General features: G+C 66.2%; 19 protein-coding genes and 1 pseudogene. 10 read left to right on the top strand and 10 right to left on the bottom strand.

Going from position 1 to position 18,526, the window contains the following annotated elements:
• Positions 1–83 precede the first annotated feature (83 nt).
• The 3 genes and pseudogenes from ABD255_RS40885 to ABD255_RS43980 all read left to right on the top strand — a co-directional run bounded on the left by ABD255_RS40885 (position 84) and on the right by ABD255_RS43980 (position 1,217).
• Complete coding sequence (locus ABD255_RS40885; RefSeq protein WP_344222224.1) at positions 84–695, top strand: hypothetical protein; 612 nt, start codon at positions 84–86, stop codon at positions 693–695.
• 24 nt (positions 696–719) lie between these two features.
• A pseudogene (locus ABD255_RS40880) lies at positions 720–839 on the top strand (winged helix-turn-helix domain-containing protein); the annotation flags it as partial.
• A 141-nt stretch (positions 840–980) separates the two neighbouring features.
• Positions 981–1,217 carry a HAMP domain-containing protein gene (locus tag ABD255_RS43980; protein WP_425554646.1) on the top strand — a complete coding sequence of 79 codons (237 nt, stop codon included), beginning with the start codon at positions 981–983 and terminating at the stop codon, positions 1,215–1,217.
• Between the two features lie 572 nt (positions 1,218–1,789).
• Here ABD255_RS43980 and ABD255_RS40875 read toward each other — a convergent pair.
• From ABD255_RS40875 to ABD255_RS40865, 3 genes are all read right to left on the bottom strand, one after another.
• Positions 1,790–1,912: a hypothetical protein gene (locus ABD255_RS40875; RefSeq protein WP_344222223.1), complete on the bottom strand. Its 123-nt coding sequence runs from the start codon at positions 1,910–1,912 to the stop codon at positions 1,790–1,792.
• A gap of 214 nt (positions 1,913–2,126) precedes the next feature.
• Positions 2,127–2,489, bottom strand: coding sequence for a hypothetical protein (locus ABD255_RS40870; protein WP_344222222.1), 363 nt, complete (start codon positions 2,487–2,489; stop codon positions 2,127–2,129).
• Between the two features lie 154 nt (positions 2,490–2,643).
• The gene (locus tag ABD255_RS40865) at positions 2,644–3,411 is read right to left on the bottom strand and encodes a GAF and ANTAR domain-containing protein (protein ID WP_344222221.1); all 768 of its coding nucleotides are present in this window, start codon (positions 3,409–3,411) and stop codon (positions 2,644–2,646) included.
• A gap of 175 nt (positions 3,412–3,586) precedes the next feature.
• On the opposite strand from ABD255_RS40865, the gene ABD255_RS40860 reads away from it, so the two are divergent.
• Both ABD255_RS40860 and ABD255_RS40855 read left to right on the top strand, forming a co-directional pair.
• Positions 3,587–4,168 carry a TetR/AcrR family transcriptional regulator gene (locus tag ABD255_RS40860; RefSeq protein ID WP_344222220.1) on the top strand — a complete coding sequence of 194 codons (582 nt, stop codon included), beginning with the start codon at positions 3,587–3,589 and terminating at the stop codon, positions 4,166–4,168.
• 177 nt (positions 4,169–4,345) lie between these two features.
• Positions 4,346–4,930 carry an ANTAR domain-containing protein gene (locus tag ABD255_RS40855; RefSeq protein ID WP_344222219.1) on the top strand — a complete coding sequence of 195 codons (585 nt, stop codon included), beginning with the start codon at positions 4,346–4,348 and terminating at the stop codon, positions 4,928–4,930.
• 495 nt (positions 4,931–5,425) lie between these two features.
• On the opposite strand, the gene ABD255_RS40850 is transcribed toward ABD255_RS40855, so the two are convergent.
• The 3 genes from ABD255_RS40850 to ABD255_RS40840 all read right to left on the bottom strand — a co-directional run bounded on the left by ABD255_RS40850 (position 5,426) and on the right by ABD255_RS40840 (position 8,503).
• Positions 5,426–6,592, bottom strand: coding sequence for an epoxide hydrolase family protein (locus ABD255_RS40850; RefSeq protein WP_344222218.1), 1,167 nt, complete (start codon positions 6,590–6,592; stop codon positions 5,426–5,428).
• A 170-nt stretch (positions 6,593–6,762) separates the two neighbouring features.
• A complete protein-coding gene (locus ABD255_RS40845) occupies positions 6,763–7,431 on the bottom strand; it encodes a dihydrofolate reductase family protein (RefSeq protein ID WP_344222217.1) in 669 nt (222 codons plus the stop codon).
• Positions 7,432–7,456: 25 nt separating this feature from the next.
• Positions 7,457–8,503 carry a questin oxidase family protein gene (locus ABD255_RS40840; RefSeq protein WP_344222255.1) on the bottom strand — a complete coding sequence of 349 codons (1,047 nt, stop codon included), beginning with the start codon at positions 8,501–8,503 and terminating at the stop codon, positions 7,457–7,459.
• 121 nt (positions 8,504–8,624) lie between these two features.
• Between ABD255_RS40840 and ABD255_RS40835 the strand changes: the two genes are divergently transcribed.
• On the top strand, positions 8,625–11,186 hold the full coding sequence (locus ABD255_RS40835) for an ATP-binding protein (RefSeq protein ID WP_344222216.1): 2,562 nt from the start codon (positions 8,625–8,627) through the stop codon (positions 11,184–11,186).
• 157 nt (positions 11,187–11,343) lie between these two features.
• Here ABD255_RS40835 and ABD255_RS40830 read toward each other — a convergent pair whose 3' ends face one another.
• From ABD255_RS40830 to ABD255_RS40820, 3 genes are all read right to left on the bottom strand, one after another.
• The gene (locus ABD255_RS40830; protein WP_344222254.1) at positions 11,344–11,733 is read right to left on the bottom strand and encodes a S8 family serine peptidase; all 390 of its coding nucleotides are present in this window, start codon (positions 11,731–11,733) and stop codon (positions 11,344–11,346) included.
• Between the two features lie 481 nt (positions 11,734–12,214).
• Positions 12,215–12,616, bottom strand: coding sequence for a hypothetical protein (locus ABD255_RS40825; protein ID WP_344222215.1), 402 nt, complete (start codon positions 12,614–12,616; stop codon positions 12,215–12,217).
• 903 nt (positions 12,617–13,519) lie between these two features.
• Positions 13,520–13,711 carry a hypothetical protein gene (locus ABD255_RS40820; RefSeq protein WP_344222214.1) on the bottom strand — a complete coding sequence of 64 codons (192 nt, stop codon included), beginning with the start codon at positions 13,709–13,711 and terminating at the stop codon, positions 13,520–13,522.
• A 786-nt stretch (positions 13,712–14,497) separates the two neighbouring features.
• Between ABD255_RS40820 and ABD255_RS40815 the strand changes: the two genes are divergently transcribed.
• A complete protein-coding gene (locus tag ABD255_RS40815) occupies positions 14,498–14,683 on the top strand; it encodes a hypothetical protein (RefSeq protein ID WP_344222213.1) in 186 nt (61 codons plus the stop codon).
• A gap of 195 nt (positions 14,684–14,878) precedes the next feature.
• Here ABD255_RS40815 and ABD255_RS40810 read toward each other — a convergent pair whose 3' ends face one another.
• Positions 14,879–15,760 (bottom strand): winged helix-turn-helix domain-containing protein, encoded by an 882-nt coding sequence (locus tag ABD255_RS40810; RefSeq protein WP_344222212.1) that lies wholly within the window; start codon positions 15,758–15,760, stop codon positions 14,879–14,881.
• 227 nt (positions 15,761–15,987) lie between these two features.
• On the opposite strand from ABD255_RS40810, the gene ABD255_RS40805 reads away from it, so the two are divergent.
• The 3 genes from ABD255_RS40805 to ABD255_RS40795 all read left to right on the top strand — a co-directional run bounded on the left by ABD255_RS40805 (position 15,988) and on the right by ABD255_RS40795 (position 18,366).
• Positions 15,988–16,770: an isocitrate lyase/PEP mutase family protein gene (locus ABD255_RS40805; protein WP_344222211.1), complete on the top strand. Its 783-nt coding sequence runs from the start codon at positions 15,988–15,990 to the stop codon at positions 16,768–16,770.
• A 134-nt stretch (positions 16,771–16,904) separates the two neighbouring features.
• Complete coding sequence (locus ABD255_RS40800; protein WP_344222210.1) at positions 16,905–17,837, top strand: winged helix-turn-helix domain-containing protein; 933 nt, start codon at positions 16,905–16,907, stop codon at positions 17,835–17,837.
• Between the two features lie 160 nt (positions 17,838–17,997).
• Positions 17,998–18,366, top strand: a complete 369-nt coding sequence (locus tag ABD255_RS40795; RefSeq protein ID WP_344222209.1) for a hypothetical protein — start codon at positions 17,998–18,000, stop codon at positions 18,364–18,366.
• Positions 18,367–18,526: the final 160 nt, after the last annotated feature.

Genomic DNA, 18,526 nt, shown 5'->3' with positions numbered 1-18,526 from the left:
AAAATCTCCCGTCATCACCGGGCGCTAGTGTCAGCGTGCTCTGAGTGGGGCATTGGTGTGGTAACCGAGTGAGGGGATGACCGGTGAAGCTCTACTCCGACGTTGGCGTGCAGAGGTTCGGGCAGGTGCTGGGGGACCTGCTGCTGCTCGGGTGGATCGCGTTCTGTACGGCGCTCGGGCTGACCGTTTTCAAGATCACCAACGCCCTCGGGTACCCGGGCCGGAAGGCGGCCGAGGCGGGGGATGGGCTGGCCGAGGATCTTCGCAAGATGTCCGAGCCGGTCGGCAAGGTGCCTGTCGTCGGGGACGAGTTGAAGACGCCGATCGACGGGGCTGCCGGTGCCGCCGGGAAGCTGGCCGAGGCCGGGCGGGATCAGGCGCACGCGGTGGAGCAACTCGCCTACCTGCTGGCGGGAGTGACGATCGGGCTGCCGGTGTTGTTCGCGTTGCTGATCTGGCTGCCCCGGAGGATCAGGTTCTCCCGGCGGGCGTCGGCGGCGCAGAAGTTCATCGACAGCGCGTCGGACCTGGACCTGTTCGCGCTCCGGGCGATGGCCAACCAGCCGATGCACCGGCTCGCCAAGATCTCCGACGACCCGGTCACCGCCTGGCGCGACGGCGATTCCGAGGTGATCGCGCAACTCGCCGACCTCGAACTACGCAGTACCGGGCTGCGGGCTCCGAAGCCGATCTAGCCCGAACCGTGGGGCGGCGACCGTACTGTCGACGTCCACCTGTCCTGGCTTCGCCGCAAACTCGGTGAGACCGCCGCGACACCCCGGTTCCTGCACAGTGTGCGTGGCGTCGGCGTGAAGCTCGCACCTCCCGAAGAAGGCTGACCATGCGTCGCCGGATTCTGCTGCTCTCGATCGGGATGACCACGGTTATCGTCTGGCGTTCCCGATCCCGCTCGCCCGCCGACATCGCGGCGTACCTTGAAGGCCTCAAAGGTGACGAGGCTGGCCAGATCGCGGGCGGCGATGATGACGAGCGGAAGCCTGCTCGTCCTCCTCCTCAGCGTCCTCGGCGCCGAAGTGGTCACCCGCCGCCTGGCCCGCCCGCTCGAAGAAACAGCCCGTACTGCGGAACGCCTGGCGAAGGGTGACATCGACGCCAGGGCGCCCATCACAGGCCCGGCCGAAGTCGCCAAAGTAGGTGCCGCGCGCAACGCTACCGGATCGGGAGCGCGAAGACGAAGGTGCTGCCGAGTCGCTTGACCTGTCTGCGGACGTGGAGTCGGCGTCCTGCGCGGGGTCCAGGGCGACATCACTGTGGCACAGGCAACACCGGCCTACATCGCTTCTACGAGAACAACGGCTTCAAAGACGTCCGCACCGTTGACCTTGCGGCCTACCGGTCAGGTGCGCTGTTCCAGTGCCCAACGACCAGCATTGGATCGCCGACGGCCCAAGCTGGGCCTGGTGAGGATGCTGAGCGGGGTTAGCGATGTGCTCGAGGGGAAACTTGGGCGTCACGTGGCCACGAAACCCGCGCGGGAAATGGGCTACCAGGTCACGCGCGTTGGACAAGCAGCGCGCGTGACCGTTCCCGCCGGGAGCAGGCGACCGGCGTGCTGATGCAACTTCAGGTCCTGGCCGCCGATCCGGCCTACGCCGATTTGGCCTACGCCGAACTCGCCATTCTGGCCGTTGGCCGACCCCTAGCGGTGACCGCTCGTAGGTTGATCGCGGCTGCAGCGTCCGGGGACCAACTCTGAGGACTCATGTCCTCGAAGAACAAGACGGACCGTTACGGCTTGGGCCTGGAACCTGCAGGCAGTTTGCGGGTGTCAAGTGGCGCCGGCATCGGTCTGGGCTTGGTACAGCTCGGCCAGCTTCGAATCCGTCAGTGCCATGATCTGTGGGTGCCGGCCCTTGGTGATCAGGACCACCGTCTCGACGGTCTGTTCCATTGAGTGCGGTGCGAGCGCCGGGAACACCCGTCGGGACCGCCGATGTCGAGGGCGGGTGGCGGCCCAGCCGAGAGGAGGGTCTGGCCGGGCCGCCCGCATGACCGGTCGGGCTACCGGAAGCTATTTGGCCTTGATGGCGTCGCCGACGACGCCTTCGGCAACGTCGCGCAGTTTGGCGTTCCCGCTCGGAAAGTCCGCACCTGCGACCGCCGGTTCATTGTCCGGCTCTGAGCTGGGCCTCGAACTCGGCGTCGGCGGCGTCTTGCCACCGACCGGACTGGTCGACGATCAGGTCCAAGCGATCTGTCCCGGCGCAGGTGATCTGGAACATCTCCTCGATCGCTTCGTCGCTGGCGCGGTCGGATTCGGCCCGGGCGGCTTCGCAGTGCCGGCGGGCGGCGGCGATCTTGTCGCTGTCACCGGCTTCCCGCGCCTTGCTGAGCTGGTCCCTGGCTGCCGTCTGCCGTTGTTTCACGGTCACCTGCAGGTTGAGCAAGCAGACCATCCGCGCGCCGGCCACGAGTTCCTCGGCCGCGCCGATGACCTGCAGGTCGGCCAGCTTGCCGTGTTCGGCCACTGTGGCGGCGTGCAACCGAGCCAGCCCGCCGGAAACTGCCCGGCTCAGCCATCGGCTCTTGTGCGCCCATAGTGAGCCTCCGTCTTTTGACCCGCGGGGCCAGTGTCTGTCTGGCGCGATAGCGGGTGGCCGTGCCGGCCGAATGTGGTGCTGTTCAGCTGGGCAGTCGGCCGGTGTCGAGCACATGCTGGGCGACGTCGCGCAGCTTGGTGTTGTTGTCTTGGGAGTAGCGCTTCAAGATCTCGAAGGCGCGGACCTCGTCGATGCTGAACCGTTCCCTGAGAATGCCGACGGCCTGGCCGGTGCGTTTGCCGGCCTCGACACCTTCGAGCAGGGATTCGCGCTGTTGTGCCGCAGCGATCGCCACCGCGCCGTAGGTGGCGAGGCGGCTCGCCCGGATGTCATTGGCGTCGAAGGTGTGCGGGTGCTCGCCGGTCAGGTTCAGCGCGCCAAGGGTCGAGCCGGCCACGGTGAGCGGGATGCTGAAGACCGAGCGGCCGCGTGGTGTGACTTGGCGTGTCCACTCGGGCCAGCGGGTCTCCGCGGCGGTATCGGGGACCAGAACGCTCAGGCCGGTCCGGATCGCAGTAACGCAGGGGCCCTCACCGAGCTCGAATTGAGCGGCCAGCGCAGCGCCGGAGGCTTCGTCGGTTGCCGCCGCCGCACTGATGTCGGCACGGCGCATCAAAGCGATGGTCGCGTGGTCACACGCCAGGAATTCGACGGCGAACCACAGGAAACGATCGACGGTCTGTTGGGTGCCCGCGGCCTCGTGCAATTGTACGACCAGGTTCTCCAACCGGTCCTCGTCGGGCATGCTCGCCGAGCGCGAAACCTGATGCGCGCCGGAGGCCGGTTCCGCGGCAGGACGTGCCGGTTGATTCTCTCGGATGCCTTCTGGGAAGGTCACTGGCTTCTCCACATCGGAACCTTGGCTCCATCGCGCTCGATGCCCATTCGGCACACACCGCTCGTGGCTTGATGTGCCCGGGTCAGACGAGGCCAGGAGGCTCCGACTGCCATCCACCGGAGTGGATAGGAAGACAACTCTTTCTACTCCCTATCGGCGCCGAAGTCCAGCGCGTAGGGTGCGCTACATGACTGCCAACGGGACTGCCGTACGCAAAGAATCACCACGGCAACGCATTCTCGACACCGCCTACCAGTTGATCTCGCACCGCGGCGTACGCGACGTCGGTGTCGAAGAGGTCATTGCCAAAGCAGGCATCGCCAAGGCGACGCTGTACCGGCACTTCCCGTCCAAGAACGACCTCGTCCTGGCCGTCCTCGAGCAGCGGGAGCAGGTCTGGACCCTGGGCCTGGTCGAAGCCGAAGCGCGGCGGCGCGGCGCCGGCCCCGAACAGCAACTGTTGGCCGTTTTCGATGTTTTCGACGAGTGGTTTCGCAGCGACGGTTTCGACACCTGCACGTTCGTCAACGTGCTCCTGGAGATGCGCGCGACCCACATCCTGGGCGAGGCCAGCATCCGCCACCTGGAGAACATCCGCACTGTCATCACGCAACTGGCCACCGAAGCCGGCCTGCGAGAGCCCGAAGAGTTCGCCCGCTCCTGGCACATCCTCATGAAGGGCTCGATCGTCTCAGCCGCCGAGGGCGACATCGGCGCCGCGCGGCGCGCACAGGCAATGGCCGCCAGCCTGATCGACCAGCATCGCTGACCGACTGTGAACCAGTAGCTGGCGATAGGGTGGCCCGGCGGCCGCAGCAAGCCAAAGCTGGGCGGGGAGTTGGAGCTGATGACTGATCGCGCGACCCTGTTGACCCGTCTGGCCCGCCTCCTCGCCACTGACGCCGCGCCGACCGACCTCGCAAGTCGGTTGTGTACTGCCGGCCGATTGATTCTCGGTGCCGATGGCGCGGCCGTCACAGCGGCAAAGACAACGGCCGACCGGATGACGTGCTGCACCACCGATGCAGTGATTGCGCGGCTGGAGGACTTGCAGGACGTGACCGGTGAAGGCCCTTGTCTCGACGCGTTCCGGTATGGCACCTACTTCACGCTGACGGTGGACGAGACGCCGGACACGCGATGGCCGGAGTTCACTCGCGCCGCAGTGGATGCAGTAGGCCGGGTCACCATCTTTTCCTTCCCGATGCGTCCGGGCGGCAGAACCTTGGGTGTGGTCAGCGCGTACCTGGTAGGGGAAGGTCAACTGCCCGAACCGACTGGCGCCGCGCAACTTGTGGCCGACGTCGTCGGGGCGGCCCTGCTGCGCGATCCGGCCCTCAGCACGGCTGGGGCCTTGGGATCGCGGGACGAGGTGAGTTTGGCCTCTGGCATGGTGGTCGCCCAACTCCACGTCCCTCCTGACGACGCACTGGCGATCCTTCGGGCTCACGCCTACGCCACCAACACCACGCTCGCTGCCACCGCGCGCCGCGTCCTGAACCGCGAGCTCGACTTCCGAGAGGGCTTGTAATCGGCCAAGCGCCAACTGGTGCGCTGTCAGTCAGCGAGCTCGAGCTGGACGGCCCTTCGAGTTCAGGCGACAGTTGCCCATGGCCACAGTCTCGCCCAGGCACGTCACCCGAGCACCCGCAAGGCATGTCCCAGCACAACAGAGCGCCCGTCCTGGTTGCTGTGTGTCCGCAATCCCGCGCAGCGTCGCTTTGGACAGTGGCGGCGATCAAGGGCCCTCCGGTGGCGGCGGCAACCGCGCCGAGCCCCGTCGCTGCTCGGTTTCCGGGCTCGGTGTGGGGCGTCCGCGTCGTGGCCGATTTAGCGGATCACTTCGCAGTTGTCCAGGATCACCAGTCCCTCGGTGACCAGTTCCTCGACCTCGTCGAGGGTGAAGGCGAACTCCCGCGCGCGTTTGATGAAGCTCAGGAGCTCCACCGTGCTCGCTGGTTCGCATACCACCGATTGTCCACCCCGGACCTGACGACAGAGTCAAGTCTCGTGGGTTCTCAGACGGTCAAGTCGGGACGGCGCGGGGACGCAGCGGTGCGAAGAAGGTCCGCAGGTCTGTGACCAGGAGATCGGGCTCCTGGTGTGCCGCGTAGTGCCCGCCTCGGTCGTAGACGTTCCACGACACGATGTTGGAGTGGTCGCGTTCCGCGTAGTGGCGGATCGCTTGGATGTCGCGGGCGAACTGGGCCAGGCCCAGTGGAACTGTGGTCGGCCCTGTGGGCGGCTCCTCCCTGCTTTCGTCGGCATAGATCCGCAACGGCGAACCGGCGGTACCGGTCAACCAGTAGATCGATACATGGGTGAGTAGCTGGTCACGGTCGAGGTCGCCCATCGTGGGACTGTTCCACGCCAGAAGTCCCGCGGGTGAGTCGGACAGGGCGTAGGCCAGTGTCTGCGGACGCTGGGTGTGGATATGGCTGTAGGCAGCGCCGTTGTGCTGCAGGGATCGGAGTGCGTCGAGCGCCTCTCGGTCGCGCGGGGCGAGCTTGTGCAAGTCGGAGGGTTCGGCGGTGGGTGGGTAAGCCATCGACTCCCCGTCCGGTAGTGAGTACAGCTGTGTCACATGCACTCCGACCACCTCGTCGGGGGCGATCCTTCCCAGCTCGGGTGAGATGATCGCGCCCCAGTCGTTGCCGGCCGCACCGTACGAGCGGTATCCCAGTCTCCGCATCAGCACTGCCCAGGCTCGTGCGATCCGGCGCGGGCCCCAACCGCCGTCGGTTGTCGGTCCCGACCAGCCGAACCCCGGCAGGGACGGAATGACCAGATGGAACGCGATGGCCGGATCAAGGCCGTGCTGCCGCGGGTCGCTCAGCGGACCGATGATGTCCAGGAACTCCGCAACCGAACCGGGCCAGCCGTGGGTGAGTATCAAGGGCAAGGCGTCCGGTTCGGGGGATAGGACGTGCAGGAAGTGCACGGTGGTGCCGTCGATGGTGGTGGTGAACTGCGGGTGCTGGTTCAGCCGGGCCTGCCACCTGTGCCAGTCGTACCGGCGTCGCCAATGGTCGACGAGCTCCTCGATCCTCAGTCTGGAAGCACCGTAGGTCCCCGCGTCGCCGACCGGCTCTGGTGGCCACAGGACGTCGGCGAGCCGCGCCCGGAGGTCGTCCAGCTTGTCGTCGGCGACCCGGATCCGAAACGTCCGCAGACCGCCATCGTTTGATCTCATGCTCCGAGCCTCCGACGGCGTGGCCGCAGATTCATCGCGCTTCCTCTCACCTGAGCTCCTGTAGGGGACGACGTCCCCGGCACAGAGGTCGTACCGTCGGCGGCGAGCTCGACATTACGGCTGGCTCGTTGAGCCGCTTCTCGCGACCGAGTACGAGGCGAAGTGGCGGCCTAGCCATGCAGGGTGGGGCGGTAGGTGAGTTCTTGGGTGTGGCCGTCGAGTGTGCGGCTTTCGATCAGTTCGAGGTCGAAGTCGGCGGCGCCGTGGAAGATCGGATCCACTCCGGTCCGACCGGTGATCACCGGGAAGATTGTGACCTGGACGTAGTCGACGAGACCGGCGGCCATCAGTGCCCGGTTCATCGACACGCTGCCCTGCGAGCGCAGCGGTACCTCGGACTCCTTCTTGAGCCGGGCGACGATGTCGACGGCGTCGCCGCTCGCGAGGGTCGCGTTCGGCCAGCCGAGGGGTTCTTCCAGGGTGGTGGACACCACGGTTGTCGGCAGGTTCATCATCTGGGTGTTCACCGGGTCGTCCAGCTTGGCCTGGTCGGTGCTCGGGCCGAGTGCCTGCACGAATTGCCGGTAGGTGTTGGCCCCGAGAACCATCCGCTGCTGTTGGCCGTACAGGGCGAGGCGGCGGTCGAGAAACTCCGGGCCTTGCTTGCCCCAGTAGCCGCCCCAGTCGCCGCCGTCGCCGTAGGAGCCGAACCCGTCGAGAGTGGTGTAGATGTCGTAGGTGTAGGTAGCGGTCATGATGATCTCCTTGTTGAAGGTCTCGTCGACAAGCGGCACGAGCCAGGCCTGGGCGATGCCCCCTGGCGTGGTGAACCTGGTCACGGTGAGTTCAGGATGTCCGCTTTGTCTAACTGATCAGCTGAGTGGCTCGCAGGGCCGCAGTCAGCGCATCCGGGTCGCCGGTTCGCGTATAGACCTCGGCAGCCGTGTCGGTGAACTTGATGACGTGTTCGTCGGTGTGCGCGATCGCGCGGTCCAGTACCTCGGCCAGGGCATCCGGTCCTTCTGGTGCGGCGGGCAGGATCGAGCGAGGCGCCGCGTCCGGTGGCGCGTACGCGGAGAAGATGGCCGCCGTGGTGGTCCAGATCGCGGCCAAGCTCGGCGCCCAGAGGTCACGTGGCAGCGCCGGCAGGCTGTGCAGTACGGCGTTGGGTGCTGTCGCGGTGTGGATCAGGATGACCGGCTGGCCGTGGCCGTACGAGAGGTAACCGAGCGTGGCTGCATCGACCAATTCCGACAACCTGGCCGGTACCTGGTCTGGCGTCGCGGCGGGGGCCAGCCCGACAACGGCACTCGCCCATTGCGGCAGGTGCGGCAACTGGTCGAATCTGTCGGCCACCCGACCTCGCTGCATCGGCACCCGGGGCAGGGCCTGCAGCGCGGCTCGCGGGAAGAGCAGCCCGGCTGGCGGACCTGGATCGGGCACCGGGCGGGACCTGGCCGCCCAGAACGCCAACCCGTGCGCGAGCTCACCGAGGATGGCTGGATTCTCCGCACCGGCGAGCAACGCACGGACCACATGTCCGACCCTGATGACGCCGTGCGTGGTCCCGGCGACGATGCCCGGCAACAGGCGCTCCCACCAGATCGCCAGGACCTCACGCCAGGGCCGCTCCTGCAGTTCATGGGTGAAGTAGACGACCCAGTCCGCGACCCGTTGTCCATCACCGATCGCCGCGTTCCAGTCGCCGACCGTGATCTCCCCAGTGCTGCGGGGCAACTCGTCGAGCCGCTCCAGGTACTGCTGGACCCATCCATCCACACGATCCGATCGGCCCCGGCGAACCAGCACCTCCACGGCCATCGGACCGTGGTTGGTCAACTGGTCCTCGCCCCACTCCGGACCGGTCCGACTGAAGCGCTCGTACGCTTCGCCGAGTACGCCGCCAGTCATCGTGATCACCACCTCTCCTCGCCGACACCGCAAGTCTGGCCGGGAACCGGCTGGGCGACATCCGTGCTCACCACCTATCGACCACTTACCGCGCGAACCGATCGCATGGTCGGATAGACGAATGAGTACGAAGTCGGTCTCCCGGCGCGAGGCGGAGGTGCTCGCGCTGATCGACGAGCATCTGTCGAACGCGCAGATTGCCGGCCGCCTGCACATCTCGGTCCGCACGGTGGAGAATCACGTCGCCTCGATGCTGCGCAAGTACGGCGTGTCCGATCGGCGAGCGCTGGCGGTGATCGCGCGGCGAACACCGAGTGAGGAGTCAGTGCTTGGGCCGATCGCGGGTTTGCCGGCGTGGCGTACCGCCTTCACCGGCCGCGCCCATGAACGTGACACCGTCCTCGCCCTGCTCCGTCCCGGTGCGCTGGTGACCCTGACCGGTTCCGGTGGAGTCGGCAAGACCAGGCTGGCTGCGGTCGTCGCCGCTGAACTCGGCCAAAGTGGCGCCTTCGTCGATCTCGTGCCGGTCAACGACGTGGCAGGAGCCGTCGCCCGCCGGCTCGGCGTGATCGAGACCGCAGAGCAGTCGATCGACTCGTCCGTCGTCACTTTCCTCGGGCGTTCGCGGAGGCTGCTGATCCTGGACAACTGCGAGCACGTGCTCGACGAGGTGGCCGCCCTGGCAGACACTGTGCTGGCACATTGTCCCGGCGTCACGATCCTGGCCACCAGCCGGGAACGGCTCGGCGTGCCGGGTGAGCGAGTCGTGCCGATCTCACCGCTTCCGCTCGCTTCCGATGCCGAGGCGCTTTTCGTCGACCGGGTCAACGCCGTCGACGTGGATCTCCTGCTCTCGCCGGCCGTCGTCGCCGGGATCTGCGCCCGGCTCGACGGCGTACCACTGGCCATCGAACTGGCCGCCGCGCGGTGTGCCTCGTTGGGTGCGGACGGTCTGCTCGCCGCGCTGGACGACACGCTGCGAGTCCTCACCGGCAGCCGTCACCCCGACCAGCGACACCGCTCGCTCAGCGCCGTGATCGGCTGGAGTCACGATCTGCTCGACGAGGACGAGCAAATATTGTTCGCCCGGATGGCAGTCTTCGCCGCGGGCTTCGACCTCGACGCGGCGGAACGAGTCGCTGCAGTCGGCGGTGTCGCCGACGTCCTCGGCAGGCTGGTCGACAAAAGTTTGGTTGTCCGAGACAAGAACTCCTGGCGGCTGCTGGAGACAGTCCGCGCCTATGCTCTGAACCGGTTGGCCGCCCGGGGTGAGCTGGAGCAGACTCGGGAGCTTTATCTGTGGTGGGCGGCGGATACCGCGCGTGAGTTGAGCTGGGAGCGGTTCGACGATGCGGCCGACAATCTGCAGGCGGCGCTTCAGCAGGCGCCGCGAGTTCCAGGCGAACCGGGACACGGCCTGGCTCGGTCCTTGGGTCGCCTCACCTACGCACACGGTCTGGCCAGCGATGCTTTGGAGTACTACGAGGAGGCGGCCGACCGTGCGACCGATCCATCGGATGCCGCGGCGGACCTCTACTCGGCCGCGCAGACAGCCTTCGCCGTGGGGCTGGCTCGCGGTGTGTTCGAGCTGTTCCTGAAGTCCGCCGTGCAGGCGCGGGCTGCCGGCAACCATCCGGCCGAGGCCGCCGCACTCGCCCAGGCCGTCGTCACGGCGGGCCGCTTCCCATCAGGGTTTTCAGAGCCGGTACCACCCACCCGGCTGAGAGCCCTCGCCGAACGCGCCGAAGCATTGGGCTCCAATGGCGATCCCATCATCGCCGCCCACCTCGCAGCCGCAGCCGCCTGGTGCCCTGCCTCTGCTACAGGTCCTCCACCCGAGTTGGGTTCGGAGGGTTTGCCTCCATATCCGGAAATGGTTGAGCGAGCGGTGGCGAGTGCTCGGGCTACTGGTGATGCCGTGCTTCTCTGTGCCGCGCTCGACGCACCCGGTACGGTCGCCCTGCGCGGCGGCAAGTTCGGCCGGGCTCACCGGATTGCCCAGGAACGCCTGGCCTTGGTGGGACTCATGGACCGTCGTCACCCGTCCAGCGCCCCGGAGCTGCTCGACACCTTTCACAACGCCTGGCTGTGCGCCTTCGCCGCCGGCGACCTGGAGTCCGCCCTCTCCACAGCCGAGTACATCGCGCAGGACGAGCTCCTCGGCGGACATCCGTATAGAGGCACAAGCAAACTGATTCCTCCGCTCGTGCTGCTGGGACGTCTTCAGGAAGCCCTGCTCCACGCCGAGCCGATGTGGACTGCCTGGCAGGGATCCGGAGCTCCGATCGCCGCTTGGCTGTCACCAGCGGCCTCTTCCGTCGCTCTCGCTCACGGGCTGCTCGACGACCTTGACGCGTACCGGCTGTGGCGTGCCCGCGCCAAACTCGCCCTGCGTGGGGTCGACGCCGCGCACCCCGCCTTGGTATTCGCCGCCTTCGTGGACGCCCGGGTCGCATCCCACCACGGGTTCACCGAGGATGCGAAGGAGACGGTCGAGCGCGCCTTCGCAGGCTCCTCCACCAGCTGGTCGGCCGCGTACGCGCGAGCTGCCGGCGCCGAGCTCGCTGTACTGGCTCAGCTGCCCGATGCGGAGCTCCGCCGGGTTCAGGCTGGGAGCGAGAACGAGAACCTCTGGGCCGCCGCGTGCCTCACCGGCCGCCGCTCAGGCGGAGCTGGTCGCTGATGAGGAATGTCGTGGCAGGCTCAATCGGTCCATCGAGAGGTGAATCAACGGCGCGATGTTCCCGCGGACAAGTCAGAGGTGACTGCCCCGACTACGCCGGTGCCGTGGTTAGAGTCGTAATAGCGGTCTTTCAAGGCGCCTACCGACGAAACGCCCTTCACTCCGCCCGCTTCGACCGGGAGTTGCTTGCAGGAGCTGTCGGTGGCTCGTGTGTGATGGGCGTGCCATTGTTCGGACTGAGGGTGTCCAGTACGTCGTGAGCCAGGTCCGCGTAGTTGTTGCCCAGTGAGGTGACCGCGACGACCGATCGCGAGGTGGCGTAAGCGATCGACCGCTGGATGGCGGTCGAGACAGCCTCTTGATCCGGATCCGAGTCGCACCAGAAGTACCACGGGTCGATGGAGAAGGAGCCGTTCACGATGTCCACTCCGTGCTCCGCCGCCCAGATGTAGCCGCAGATGGCTGACTCCGGGTAGATGTAGCCGTCCGGATCGCCGACCCTGATCGCCGCGATCCGGACGTTGGGCGCGACGCCCGCAACACCGATTCCCTTCCTGTACTAGGGAGGCACCCTGCGGAACCAGGACGGCGAAGTGTGCTCCACCGGCCGCGTCCGCCGCGGTGGACCGGGGGAGCCACCTGGCAGGACGTATCGACATCTGGAGACCTCTCAATCGGAACGGACGGTCATTCCACCGGCAGCTCCACCGTCGGTGAGGTTGACGGCGGAGCACCCGAACTGAAGCACCCACCTCTGTCACCTACCTGTCGCTAAGCTGCCCGATGGTTGCTGAGCACCATGGGGCCGACGTCAAAGGCTGCGATGAGGTGGAGCCGCTTCGGCAATAGATGCGGCAGGCAACAGTTCTGGCGCTCCACGGGGACGACGATGACGGCAGGGTCAGCACTCTTCCTCGCTCGACTTCTGACCGAACACAGATTCAACGCCGAACGAGCAGTCAGGACAGAGCGTGGGCCTGCCGCGGCGCGCCGATCAGCGAGGTCAGAGCAGCCGGCCTGGGCACCTTTCAGGCGCTCTTGCGAATGCTGAGCAGCTGCAGCCCGGCGAAGCCGGCTACCGCGCCGGCTTGGGCGATCACGAACGCACTACCCAGACCGGTCGCTGCGACGCCGAAGACCAGCGCCACACTGGCCGCCACCCAAGCTACGTTGACCGCGACTACTACGATCAGCGCGCGAATCGGCACAGGTCTTCGCGCGATTGCCCACAGGGCCGCGGCCCAGACAATCAGGAAGCATCCGGCGACCAAGGTCAGCGCACCGGGCAACCCGAGGGCGTCGTTCAGTGCCGGCCCTAGCGCGGCGAGCAGTACACCGAGCCCTCCCGACGCCAAAGCGTCAACCCGCAATACGGTCGCCACGAAACGAGGCGGGCCGCCAGTACCGTCGATCGTCGTCGAAGCAGACATTGCCGTTCCTTCCGAAGTATTTGTCGATGCCACGACTGTGTCGTGCACCCTGGACCTGAGTCGATGACCTCCGAGGTAACGCACTGCTCCACCTGAGGACCCGCTGGCCCTCACTGAGGCCGGATCCGAGTGAACGGGTCTTCACAAACCCGATGCTCACTGGGACTCCGCGGCAGACCGGCGGCAGGGCCACGACGGACAGTTGTCCTATCGTCGTTCGGGCGTCCTCAGCCCTTGACTGCCCGGGGCTGAGGACGCCCGGGCATGTGGGTCAGCGGAGACGTGGGACGGTCCGCCCAGGTGGATCCATCCACGCCAACGCGGAGCAAACGGTGTTCTTCGTAGCGTCGAGGTCCTTCAGTGAGCGGCGATCGTCGGTGTCTCCTAGGGTTGCCAATGGTCATGACGCGAAGGACGTTCGTCCTCCAGCGTCGAGATTGAGCGCGAGAGTAAGAGTGAGGCATTTTCTGCTTTCAGCATCGAACCTGATTGGACTGCCTGAGTCTGTCAACTCCCTCTGTCCTCGTCCTGCCCCGCTGAGCGACCCGTCGTCGGCACGAGTTCGGCAGACCGAGGCCCGGGTCTGTGTGGACAGCTCACCGGCGACAGGCAAAGGACATTGTGACGGCAGTACGACCTGCAACACTGCTCGAACAGCAGAATCTGTCAGCCGTCTTGCCGGTTCGGCGGTTGTGCCGAACCTCCTGATATCGGCACAGCGGGAGCCATGCGCTGTCGCGTGCTGGAGTTGGTTTCTCCCGACGATCGTCGAAAGGATTCACAGGAAGCTCTACGTAGCGCAGCGGCTGCCCTGCTCGCAGTCTCATCCCTTGCTGTGATTGCTGCAGGAGCATGTCACTTGGATCGGTCATGGTGGGCAGCCGATCGGGGACGCGGTGGCTTTCAGCCGCGAGTGAGTGCATAGGCAGCGAGCGCGGCGGCGACTGTCGATAGGCCGACAAGGGTGCCGATCGTGCCGGTCACCACACCGGACCGTGGCCGCCTTCTGTTCAAGACGGCCACGACGCCGCACGCAACGGCGAAGCTGATGCCCAGCCCCGGCGCCAACAGGAACATTCCGAGCACGACGGCCATAGCGCTCCGACTGGTTGGGAAGCCAGGTTCTCCACCGCTGCTGACCACATCCGGCCAGGTGAAAACCCATCCGACGAAGATCGCTGCCAGCAGGGCATGCCACCCGCAAACCATGGCGATTGACCCTCGGATGGGATCGCCTGTTCGCTGTGGTGGCGCCGTCCCGGGCGGGTCAGCGGGTTGCAAGCGGATTACCTCCGGAGCCGTATGTCTTGCAAAGCGGACAGAGTAGTTCGGGCTACATCGCCGCCGCCGCGATGGCGATGAGTGGACCACTCGACACTGTCACCTTCGACTGTCGTCACGCTGTTGCGACGATGCCGCGGAGTACGGCTGGGTCGTTGGCATCGGTCAGGTGGGTTCACGAGGGGTGTTCGATCCAGGTCTTACAGAGTTGAAGGTGACGTAGCGGCAGCGCTTAGCGTGACCGGAGGCAGTCCGGTGGCGACGCGTCGAGGCTTGGCACTTCAATCATCGGGGTGAGGAGAGGGCGCGCTGGATCCCCCATCCGGCCGATGTCCCCAGGTCGCCATTTGGTGTCGACTGATGCCGAGAAGAACGGAAGTAGACGAAGATGTCGACACCAGCCGAGCAACTGACAGTACGGCGCTGGCCGGCCTACGCCATCGCCGGTGGTATTGGACTTTTCTGTGTGGTGGTTGTTGCGGTAGCAGTCATCGAACAACTAGTGCAGGGAAAGCCCGCAGATGGCGATGCGGCGGTGGCCCTTGGGGCTACCGCCCTGCGAGCTGTGACGATTCTGGTTGCGTTGGTGGCCGTTTCGAGATGGGAACGCATGGTTCCGGCGCGGGTCCTGTCGATGGCGCTGTGGGCCATGGCCATCGTCAATTGGCCTACCCGGTGGCCGAAACGCTCGTCAAGGCCGCCATCCTGCTGCACTTGATCGAACCGTTGGACAAGGGCATCAGCAACATGTCACCAGTCGGCTGGTTCAACTTCGCCGCAGCGTGACTGGTCTCGGGCGTCCGAGGCCTACTGTTCGGCCTTGTGGCATCCGACCACCGCCGCCGCCACACATTGTCGTGGCTCTGGGCGCCTATGGGAGGGCTCGTCGGCATGGTGGCGCTCGCCGTGCTCGGTCTGGTGATCAGCCGTTTGTAGCGCACCACGGCGGGTCGGTGCTTTGCTTGGCCGGCGCGTCGCAACTCAACCGGTGCTGAAAGGCAGGTCGCCATCGCGCATCGAATGCTCCGTCACGAGTGCCTCGCCGAGCGGTGACCGCGCGTAGTACACGAGGCGACCTGTCCGCCGACGGGAGACAGCTCCGGCCTGCAGGAGTATCTGCAGATGTTGACTCGTCGTGGGCGGGGTCAGGCCGAGCCGCTCAGCGAGTTCAGAATTGGTCGCCGGCAGATCCAGCGCGTTGAGTAGGTTTGTCCGCGTGCGACCGATGAGACCAGGTATACCGTTGAGGCCGTTGGTCTGGGCTGCCCACAGCATTCCCGTACCACGAGGCGTGTAGGCAAGGGTCGCGGGTTGGTGACCAGTATCGAGCAGCAGAACCTCAGGCCACGCGAAGGCACAGGGCACCAGCACGACCCCCGCCCCGATAGGAGCGGGGTCGGGGGCATGACAGGTGGTGCGGACAATCAAATGCTCACCATCGACCCGAATCCGATCGTGCAGCGAGGACAGCCCGTCTCTGATGCCTGCGCCAACGATTCGCTCTGAGCGCCAAGCGATGTCGGATTCGGCGAGCGACCTGATGCGCCGCCACGACGGTGCCAACGCTATCTCCCAGTAGCACCGCAGCTCATCCGCGATCTGCCGGACGAAGGTCTGTGGTCTGTCGCATGCGTCTTGAAGCGCATACCAGGCGGGACCGGCCGCGGTCAGAAGTCCGAGATCTCGAAGGAGGTCCGCTGGTGTCGTCTGCGCGACGAGCCGAAGTTCGGCGTCCAGATCCGGTGCTGCCTCCGTCGGCGACGGGGTGAGGAAATCGGGAATGTGACCACTCGGCGGAACGAGAGCAAGCAGCCTTGAAGGGTCCATGCGCGCGTCGGCGAGCCGCCTCCGCGTGGTCTGCACCCACGCAGAGTGCAGGCCTCGCGACTGCCTACCGCCGATCACTCGCAGGCTCGCGACAAGTTCCCACAGAGGTGAGATCACAAAGCGGGTACGGCTCATGTCCTGGAGGCCGAACAGGCGCTCTGGCATCGGTGACTACCACCTCACGATAAGGCTGCCGCCACATCGTGGCGTCGCAGATGGCCAATGGGTCACGCTTCCATCATGCGTGACCAAGGAGACAACACATGACAACACAGACAGACGCGGCCGAGGTATTCCGCGCATTGCACCGCCCTGGTGACCCGCTGCTGCTGATGAATATCTGGGATGCCGGAAGCGCTCGAGCCGTACTCGAGACCGAACCTGCCGCCTTGGCCACCAGCAGCTGGGCGGTCGCTGCGGCGATGGGGATGCCGGACGGCGAGACCATGCCTCTCGACGACGTGCTGGCTCTTGCCCGTTCGCTCGTCGGCATGACGCGCGTGCCTGTCTCCATCGACCTCGAGAGCGGCTACGGCTCCGGACCGCTGGAGGTGTACCGGTGTGTTCGCCGCGCGATCGCCACTGGTGCCGTGGGCTGCAATCTGGAGGACCGGCGCCCTGGGTCGGGTTCGCTGATTTCTGCGGACGACCAAGCACAACGTCTACGAGCTGCGCGTCGAGCGGCGGATGAAACGGGCGTGCCGTTGTTTCTCAACGCCCGCACCGACGTCTTCCTCTCCGACAGCAAGGCGGGGCACCGAGGTGTCGAGGAGGTGCTGGCTCGGGCGCACCTCTACGCAGCCGCGGGCGCAGACGGTCTATTGGTGCCCGGGTTGGTGGCCGTTGACCTGATCGGCCAGGTGGTCGATGGTTCCCCCCTGCCAGTCAATGTCATGACCGGCACTGACGGTGACATCCCTGGGTTGGTGAAGACCGGCGTTGCGCGAATCAGTCTTGGCGCCGCGCCGTACATCAAGGTCATGGTGGGCCTGAGTCGGCTCGCTCAGCAGCTTTCTCAAGCGAACTGGTCCGCCACCAGCCCTTGATCACCGGGCTATCTCCGGCGCTCGAGCCGACACACCAGGTTCCGGGCGCCAGACGATCCACCTGGCCTGATCCCGGGAGCGACGATAATCCGCCTATGTTCCGGATACACTTCGGCCCTGAGGATCTGGGCAGGGTGACATTCCCATCGGAGCCGTCGCCACTGTGGCAGGCTGCTCTCGCCGCCCGGGCGCTGGTGGGTCGGCAACGGTCGCCAGAGCTGCACCGATGGCAGCGGGCCGCGCGTTCCCGGCTGCGCCCACCGACGCTTCCGCTGCTCATGCTGATCACGCCGGACGGCAAGTTCCCCGACTTCCTGACGCCCTTCACCACATCAGGCCTCGAGCCGGCCATCGACGAGTTGATCGACACATCGGCCGACGTACTGCGCGACGAGCTCGAGCCGTGGTTGCCGGCGGATACGCATCCCTTTCTCCATGGCCTGGCGGCCGGCACCGCCAAATCCCGGCGCGCACTCGGCACCGCGATCCGCACATTCCACCAAGGTGTCCTAGGGCCGGACGCCGTCGAAGTGGCCGGCCGCCACAGTGCCGACCTGGCCCTTGTTTCGCAGACCTTGCTGAGCACGGGTACAAGCGAGCTACTGGCCACCCTGCACCCGACCATCAGCTGGGCCGATACGACGCTGACCGTACGGGGCACGAACGACTACGAGCTTCATCTTGCGGGTCGCGGTCTCGCCCTTCAGCCATCCCCGTTCACCACCAACTGCATGCTCCACAACGTACCCGGCCATCGGCCGATACTGATATATCCCGGTGCCCAGCTGTCCTCCGGTTGTCCGCACACCACCGCCGACTCGCTGATCGATCTCGTCGGCCGGACCCGCGCCACCGTGATCCGTGGCCTCGTGGTCCCCGCAACCACCACCCAACTGGCCCGCCGCCTCGGGATCTCACCGGCGTCCGCGTCAGAGCACTGCACCATCCTGCGGAGTGCCGGGTTGATCTCCACACATCGCGATCGTGGCTCTGCCCTGCACTCGCTGACACCGTTGGCCCGCCAGTTGCTGAGCCGGCCCGCTGTGCGGCAGTCCGCGGCCGAATAGGTGCGGTCGGCAACCGAATCGCCGGTTCGGAGCACAAACAGATCGACGCCTTCGGTCAGAACCGAAATCGCTGGTCCGGAGCTGGGCAGCAGTGCGTTGATGGAATCTGCTCGCGGGGACGACCTACAGTCCTGCGGGCCCCCCTCCCGAAAGGATGACCATGTCACGGACCCGTTTGGCCGCCCTCGGCGCCGGAGTCGCGATCGTCGGTGCCGGCCTGACCATTGCCGCTCCGGCACAGGCTGCCTCCTGCTACGCCAGCAGCGGCAAGCTGTACTGCGGCAACACCTACGATGCACCGATCTACCGGCTCCCGCGCTCGACGGCGAACGACAAGCCCGAACCGGTCATCGACCGGCTGCGCACCACTTTCAGCTACTTCAACTGCTGGACCACCGGCCAGCAGCACGCCGGCGGCAACAACATCTGGTACCAGACGGTGGGTGACGTCACCCACTCCACCGGCTACATCGCCGCCCGTTGGGTCTACACGCACACCGATCCCTTCCCAGGCGTCAGGCCCTGCTAGCACGGCCACGAGGCGCGCCGGCCATCGACGGGTCCGCGGACTATTAGTTGCTGTTGGCATCATTGCCCTCTCTGCGGTGACTTCACACCGTCGATGGCCCAGACGGCACATCCCCGTGAGGTGAGGAGACGGGTCGAATTTCCATCGCGCTCACGACGAT

The sequence above is a fragment of the Kribbella sancticallisti genome (assembly GCF_039530625.1).
GTDB classification, from domain to species: domain Bacteria; phylum Actinomycetota; class Actinomycetes; order Propionibacteriales; family Kribbellaceae; genus Kribbella; species Kribbella sancticallisti.
This window is presented reverse-complemented; position numbering and strand designations above follow the sequence as displayed.